The organism is Skermanella sp., from assembly GCF_059503625.1.
Genome location: NZ_JCACHA010000924.1, coordinates 1 through 7,334, shown reverse-complemented (window position 1 = coordinate 7,334; position 7,334 = coordinate 1). Strand labels below are relative to the sequence as shown.

The window sequence follows — 7,334 nt, the reverse complement described above, 5'->3', positions numbered from 1 at the left end:
CAGGCAGGTTCGTGACGGAGCCCGCATCATCCAAATAAAGGACGTACATAGGGCGGTTGTCAAAAAGAAAGGCGGCCGGGCGAGGTCAAAGCCTCGGCGGACTGCTCCATGGCAGCCCTCCCAACCGCAAAACAAAATTTTGGCATTCGGCGTCCCGCAGTCAACCGGCACGTGAGCCCATAGCTCTCACGAAAGAGGTATAAGCGATACCCTCTTTTCGCCAGCATCATGACGGACAGCCTTCCGGAACGACATCGAACATCCTGGGGCGAAGACAGACGGGCCGGGGCGCACAATGCCGTTGCCTGTAGCAACGGCACTGCCGCCTCAGCTTACATCAAGCAGAAGGCACCCAGCCCTACCCCCTACTCCGCCGCCTCAGCCTGTGGAACTTCCGGCACCCAGCGCAGCACCGGCTTGCGGGCGGCGCCGGTTTCGTCCAGACGCCGCCGGGGCGTCATTCGCGGCGCGCCGAGGAAGTGTTCGGCGTCGCCGGAGCGGGCGCGCTCGGCCAGACCGCGCATGACGCGGATGAAGGCGTCCAGGCTCTGCTTGCTCTCGGTCTCGGTCGGCTCGATCAGGAAGGCGCCGTGGACGACCAGCGGGAAGTACATGGTCATCGGGTGGTAGCCCTCGTCGATCATCGCCTTGGCGAAGTCGAGCGTCGTGACGCCCGTCCCCTTGAGGAAGCGGTCGTCGAACAGCGCCTCGTGCATGCACGGGCCTTCGAAGGACGGCGTCATCACGTCCTTCAGGCTCGCCATCACGTAGTTGGCGTTCAGCACGGCGTCGGACGCGACCTGCCGCAGGCCGTCGGCGCCATGGCTCAGGATGTACGCCAGGGCACGGACGAACATGCCCATCTGGCCGTGGAAGCCCTTGAGACGGCCGAACTCCTTGCCGTTGGCCTGTTCGTCCTCGCCGCTCTCGACCAGCGAGAAACCGTCCTCGCCGTGGACGACGTAGGGGAGAGGGACGAACTTCGCCAGCGCTTCCGACAGCACGACCGGACCGCTGCCCGGACCGCCGCCGCCGTGGGGCGTCGAGAAGGTCTTGTGCAGGTTGATGTGCATGGCGTCGATGCCGAGGTCGGCGGGACGGACCCGGCCGACGATGGCGTTGAAGTTGGCGCCGTCGCAGTAGAAGAAGGCGCCGGCCTTATGGACGGCGTCGGCGATCTCGATGATGTCGCGCTCGAACAGCCCGCAGGTGTTCGGGTTGGTCAGCATGATGGCTGCGACGTCGTCGCCCAGTTTAGCCTTCAGCGCCTCCAGATCGACGCGGCCGGTGGCGTCGGCCGGGATGGCGTCCACGGTGAAGCCGCAGGCCGCCGCCGTCGCCGGGTTGGTGCCGTGGGCGGATTCCGGGACCAGCACGCGGCGGCGATGGCTGGTGCTGCCGTCCCGGTCCTCGATGGCGGCGCGGATCGCGGCCATGCCGCACAGCTCGCCGTGTGCTCCGGCGGCGGGAGACATCGCGACGGCAGGCATGCCGGTCAGCGTCTTCAGCCAATGGGCCAGCGTGTCGATCAGCTCGAGCGCGCCCTGGACCGTCCGTTCCGGCTGCATCGGATGGATGTCACTGAGGCCCGGCAGCCGCGCCAGCTTCTCGTTCAGGCGCGGGTTGTGCTTCATCGTGCAGGAGCCGAGCGGATACAGCCCGCTGTCGATCGCGTAATTCTTCTGCGACAGGCGGGTGTAATGCCGGATCACTTCCGGCTCGCTCAATCCTGGCAGTCCGATGGTCCCACGCTCCCGCACCTTGCCAAGGCGGGATTTGACGACGGGGGGTTCCGGCAGATCGACGCCGGTGGTGCCGGGGCTGTCCTGCTCGAAGATCAGCGGCTCTTCCAGCATCAGCGCGCGGTTGCCGCTGATGGTGCCGGCTGCGGCCGAGGCCGCCTGTCCGCCTTCGACCCCGAGGGTGTCGATATGGGTCTTGCGTCCCTGGGTGTTCATGACAGAGCTTCCTTCAGGCCGTGGGCCAGGGCTTCCATGTCGGCGTCGGTGTTGGTTTCGGTCGCGGTGACCAGCATCAGGTCGGCCAGGGACTCGTCGCCGGGATGCAGGCGGGACACAGGCACGCCGCCCAGAATGCCGTGCTTGGCGAGCTTGTTGACCACCTTGGATGCCGGCTTCTTCAGCCGCACCGTGAACTCGTTGAAGAAACTGTCGCTGACGACATCGACACCCTTCAGCCCGTCGAGGCGGTCGGCAAGCTGGACCGCCTTGGCATGGTTCAGCCGCGCCAGCCGCTTGAAGCCTTCCTCGCCCAGCAGGCTCATGTGGATCGTGAAGGCGAGCGCGCACAGGCCGCTGTTCGTGCAGATGTTGCTGGTTGCCTTCTCGCGCCGGATATGCTGCTCGCGGGTGGACAGCGTCAGCACCCAGCCGCGCCGGCCCTCGGCATCGACGGTCTGGCCGGTCAGGCGGCCCGGCATATGGCGGACATACTTGTCGCGGGTGGCGAACAGGCCGACATAGGGGCCGCCGAAGTTCAGCGAATTGCCGATCGACTGGCCCTCGGCCACGACGATATCCGCCCCCATCTCGCCCGGCGGCATCAGCAGCCCGAGCGAGACGACTTCGGCAACCGCCACGATCAGCAGCGCGCCCTTGGCGTGGACGGCGGCGGCAAGGTCGGTCAGGTCGCGGATCTGGCCGAAGAAGCCGGGATTCTGCACGACGACGCAGGAGGTCTTGTCGTCGATCAGCGAAGCCAAATCTTCCTTGCCCTCCGGATCGGCCGGAGCCGCGACCACCTCGAAGCCGTGGAAGCGGGCGTTGGTCGAGGTCACGTCGCGGTAATGCGGATGCAGGCCGCCGGACAGCACGGCTTTGCCGCGCCGGGTCACCCGGTTCGCCATCATCACGGCCTCGGCGCAGGACGTGGCGCCGTCGTAGAGCGAAGCGTTGGCCACGTCCATGCCGGTGATCAGGGCCACCTGCGTCTGGAACTCGAACAGGTATTGCAGCGTGCCCTGGGTGACTTCCGGCTGGTACGGCGTGTACGAGGTCAGGAACTCGCCGCGCTGGATCAGGTGATCGACCGAGGCGGGAACGTGGTGGCGATAGGCCCCGGCACCCAGGAAGCTCGGCACGCTGCCGGCGGAAATGTTCTTCGCGGCCATCGCCGCGATCGTCCGCTCGACTTCCATCTCGCCGGCATGGGGCGCCAGCCCCTCGATCGGGGCCGACAGCCGGGCCGCCTCCGGCACGTCGCGGAACAGGCTGTCGACCGAGGGCACGCCTATGGTGGCAAGCATCGACCGGCGGTCGGCCTCGGTCAGGGGCAGGTAGCGCATCAGTGCAGGCCCTCGCAGTATTCCTTGTACGCCGCCTCGTCGAGCAGGTCGTCCAGGTCGCCCTGATTCTCGATCCGCAGCTTGACGAACCAGCCCTCGCCCTGCGGGTCGCGGTTGACCAGCGCCGGATCGTCGGCCAGCGCTTCGTTCACCTCGACCACGTCGCCGGCGACCGGGGCGTAGACTTCGCTGGCGGCCTTGACCGACTCGACGACGGCGGCTTCCTTGCCGGCGACGACGTTGCGCCCGACCTCGGGCAGTTCGACGAAGACCACGTCACCCAGCTGCTGCTGGGCATAGTCGGTGATGCCGACGGTCGCGACTTCGCCGTCGAGTTTGATCCACTCGTGGTCCTTGGTGAACTTGATGGTGCTCATGGCGGGTATCCCGGATCTGAAAAGCGGAAAATCTGAAGAGGCGACAGGGGAAACGGCCGGAAGGCCGCTCCCGGAAAAGGGTCAGCCCCGGTAGTAGCGCTGGGGGAAGAACGGCATCTCGGCGACCTTGGCCGGTATCGGCTTGCCCCGGACGATCAGGTTGACCGGAGTGCCGGGCGCCGCCGACGCCGTGGCGACGTAGCCCATCGCGACCGGGCCGTTGACACTGGGGCCGAAGCCGCCGCTGGTGACTTCGCCCAGGAACGCACCGAAAGCGTCGGTTATCTGGGTATGCTCGCGCGCCGGGGCACGGCCGTCGGGGCGGATGCCGACCCGCTTCCGCGCCGTACCGTTGGCAAGCTGGTCCAGGATCACGCCGGCGCCGGGGAAGCCGCCTTCGGCCCGGCGGCGCTTGCCGATCACCCAGTTGAGGTTGGCTTCGACCGGCGTCGTCGTCGTGTCGATGTCGTGGCCGTAGAGGCAGAGGCCGGCTTCCAGCCGCAGCGAGTCGCGCGCACCCAGGCCGATCGCCTCGACCTCTTCCTCGGCCAGCAGCAGGCGGGCGGTGATCTCGGCGAATTCATTGGGGACGGAGATCTCGTAGCCGTCCTCCCCGGTATAACCGGAACGGGTGATCAGGACAGGAACGCCGCGGAAATCGGCCTTCAGCACGCTCATGAACTTCATGGTCTCGGCGGCCGGGACGAAACGGCCCAGGATCTCTGCGGCCTGCGGTCCCTGCAACGCGAGCAGCGCGCGGTCGCCCAGATACTCGACCTCGGCCTTGCCGGCGAGACGGGTGCGCAGGTGCTCGACATCGGCGGCCTTGCAGCCGGCATTGACGACCAGGAACAGGTGATCGCCCATGTTGGTGATCATCAGGTCGTCCAGGATGCCGCCCTGCTCGTTGGTGAACAGGCTGTAGCGCATGCGGCCTTCCGCCAGCGCCTGGATCTCGCCGGGGACGAGGGTTTCCAAGGCGGCCGCCGGGTTGTCGCCGGTCAGCCGGACCTGCCCCATGTGCGACACGTCGAACAGGCCTGCGGCGGCACGGGTATGGAGGTGTTCCTTCAGGATGCCCAGCGGGTACTGCACCGGCATGTCGTAGCCGGCGAACGGCACCATCTTGGCGCCCAGCTCCACGTGAAGCTCGTGGAGCGGCGTGGTCAGCAACAGGTCGGGAGAGGGTGGAACCGGTACGGCACCCTCGTTGGACTGGCCCTGGCCGGACTTGTTGTCACTCAAGGAACGTTTCCTCCGACAGAGTTCCATTCCGCGCGTACGGCGCGGTCACGGCCCCCTCTGTCGCGGACCTGAGAGATTCACCGGCCCCTGGGATGGGCACCGGCTTACTCCTTCGGTGAGGCGTGCCGTGGTCAATCCCGACCGCCCGGCATCCTGCTTTCCAGAGTGCTTCCCTCTGCGGTCCTCGTTGCCTGAGAGTTTCCGGGGGCGGTTGCTCCTTCGGCGCCACCGGTCCTCGAACGGAGGTCCGGCGATCTCTCCCGCGAGAGGTCGTCAGCATGTTCGCCTAAGCTAGCTGTTGCGGTGCGAAAGTCAACGCGCATCCGCCGTTCCGCCTGCGGCATCCTCGCGGTACACAACATCCATGATCCTTCAGTCACGTCACGTCGTCTGGCCGATCTTCGCCATCGCGGGACTGGGCTGGGCGTGGCGGCGGCTGGGCCGGCCGTTAGATGAGAAAGCGATCTCGGCTATCGTCACGTATCTGGGCGTGCCGAGCCTGCTGCTGAGTTCGCTGTCGAAGACCAGCGTCCAACTGGACGTGCTGCTCCAGACGCTGCTGGCGGGCGGATTGGCGCTCGCGCTCTGCGCGCTGGGCGGTGCGTTGATCCTGAAGCTGGCGAAGCTGCCGGTCCGGCCCTATCTGCCGTCGCTGATCCATCCGAATACCGGCAATCTCGGCCTGCCGATCGTCTTCGCCCTGGGCGAACCGGCGATGCCCTATGCCATCGCCTTCTCGACGCTGGTGCAGGTCAGCCACTTCACGATCGGGATCTGGCTGGCGTCCGGGCGATTGTCCTGGCGGACCGTGCTGATCTCTCCGCCGCTGTGGTCGCTGCTGGTGGCTCTGGCCCTGATCGCCACCGGAACGCCGCTGCCCGGCTGGGTGCTGGACGTGACGAACCTGCTGGGCGGGCTGACGGTGCCGCTGATGCTGCTGCTGCTCGGCGGATCGCTGACCACGCTGAAGCTCTACGGACTGGGTCGCCCGGCGTGGCTGTCCTGCGTCCGGGTCGGCCTGGGCTTCGCGTCCGGCGTGGCGGTCGCCTGGGGATTGGGGCTTGCCCTCATGCCGGCCGGAGCGCTGATCATCCAGTGCGCCATGCCGGTGGCCGTGTTCAGCTACCTCTTCGCGGTCCGCTACGGCGGCCCGAGCGACGTGGTCGCCGGCATGATCCTGATCTCCACCATCCTGGCGCTGGCGGCCCTGCCGCTGATCCTGCTGGTGGCCGCGTAGCGGCTTTGTTCGGGAATGGAAAAAGGCGAGCCAAACATCCGATGATGGCGCGTCACTAATTTAAGTGCGCTTTATTTAGGAATCGGCTTATTAAAGAAAAACCGCTATTGCTTTAATAACCAATCCCGATTGGAGTAGCTTACGGTGGATAAGCAACTTTTCGCTACTCGAATCGGCAGGTTTGTCGAGACACCGGTCGGGGGTGAGATGGTCCGCGCATTCGTGCCCCCAGCGCTCCCACCCGATCCTCCCATCGATATCCTGAGCCTGCTGCCGAAGCTGAGTGCTGCTGACCGCGCGATAGGTCGTCTCGATGGAATCACGCTGCTTTTGCCCCGGCAAGAGCTGTTTCTATATATGTACGTGCGCAAGGAAGCGGTGCTCTCCTCCCAGATCGAGGGCACTCAGTCGACGCTTTCGGATCTTCTGAGATTCGAGATTGAAGCCCAGGCCGGCCAGCCCTTCGATGATATCCGCGAAGTATCGAACTATGTCGATGCGATGATGCATGGCCTTGAACGGCTTAAGGAACTGCCGTTATCGCTCCGGCTTATTCGAGAAATGCACGAACACCTTCTCCAAAACGGTCGTGGCGGTACGAAAAACCCCGGTGAATTCCGCCGCTCACAAAATTGGATAGGCGGAACCCGCCCCGGCAACGCGATGTACGTGCCGCCGCCTGTCACTGAACTCGATGCCTGTCTCGACGCCTTCGAACGCTTCATGCACGAAGGAGAGTCACATCTGCCTCCACTGATAAAAGCTGGTCTCCTTCACGTGCAGTTCGAAACCATCCATCCATTTCTTGATGGCAATGGCCGCATCGGACGCCTCCTGGTGACGCTTTATCTCTGCGTTCAGGATGTCCTGCATAAACCGCTCCTCTATCTGAGCTTCTACCTCAAAACGCATCGTGCCGATTATTACCGGTTATTGCAGGAAGTCCGCGAGCACGGCGCCTGGGAAGCATGGCTCGAGTTTTTCCTTGATGGTGTGACCGAAACCGCGAACCAGGCTTTCAATGCCGCGACCCGCATCGTGGATCTGTTCAAACGCGACCGCGAACGTATCGCCGCCGAAAGCGACCGGTCGGGATCAATCCTTCGAATCCACGATCTTCTGCAACAAAATCCATTCGCCACCTCAAGCAAGCTGGCTGCACACACCGGCC

The 7,334-nt window shown here is 65.1% G+C and carries 6 protein-coding genes and 1 riboswitch; of the genes, 2 read left to right on the top strand and 4 right to left on the bottom strand.

Translation table 11 applies throughout. The features are described 5' to 3' along the window. Positions 1–365: 365 nt before the first annotated feature. The 4 genes from gcvPB to gcvT form a co-directional block, all read right to left on the bottom strand. Positions 366–1,958, bottom strand: coding sequence for an aminomethyl-transferring glycine dehydrogenase subunit GcvPB (gcvPB, locus tag AC5JJ6_RS33730; RefSeq protein ID WP_496046232.1), 1,593 nt, complete (start codon positions 1,956–1,958; stop codon positions 366–368). After that, the gene (gene gcvPA, locus AC5JJ6_RS33725; protein WP_496046231.1) at positions 1,955–3,304 is read right to left on the bottom strand and encodes an aminomethyl-transferring glycine dehydrogenase subunit GcvPA; all 1,350 of its coding nucleotides are present in this window, start codon (positions 3,302–3,304) and stop codon (positions 1,955–1,957) included. The genes gcvPB and gcvPA overlap by 4 nt, the downstream gene beginning before the upstream one ends. Further along, a complete protein-coding gene (gene gcvH, locus AC5JJ6_RS33720; protein WP_496046230.1) occupies positions 3,304–3,681 on the bottom strand; it encodes a glycine cleavage system protein GcvH in 378 nt (125 codons plus the stop codon). Before gcvH ends, gcvPA begins: the two co-directional genes overlap by 1 nt. A gap of 81 nt (positions 3,682–3,762) precedes the next feature. Beyond that, positions 3,763–4,857: a glycine cleavage system aminomethyltransferase GcvT gene (gcvT, locus tag AC5JJ6_RS33715; RefSeq protein WP_496046233.1), complete on the bottom strand. Its 1,095-nt coding sequence runs from the start codon at positions 4,855–4,857 to the stop codon at positions 3,763–3,765. A gap of 237 nt (positions 4,858–5,094) precedes the next feature. Continuing rightward, a riboswitch (glycine riboswitch) is annotated at positions 5,095–5,199 on the bottom strand. 91 nt (positions 5,200–5,290) lie between these two features. Between gcvT and AC5JJ6_RS33710 the strand changes: the two genes are divergently transcribed. Together AC5JJ6_RS33710 and AC5JJ6_RS33705 are read left to right on the top strand one after the other, a co-directional pair. Continuing rightward, a complete protein-coding gene (locus AC5JJ6_RS33710) occupies positions 5,291–6,163 on the top strand; it encodes an AEC family transporter (protein ID WP_496046229.1) in 873 nt (290 codons plus the stop codon). 144 nt (positions 6,164–6,307) lie between these two features. Then, on the top strand, positions 6,308–7,334 hold a 1,027-nt coding region (locus AC5JJ6_RS33705; RefSeq protein WP_496046228.1), incomplete at its 3' end, for a Fic family protein.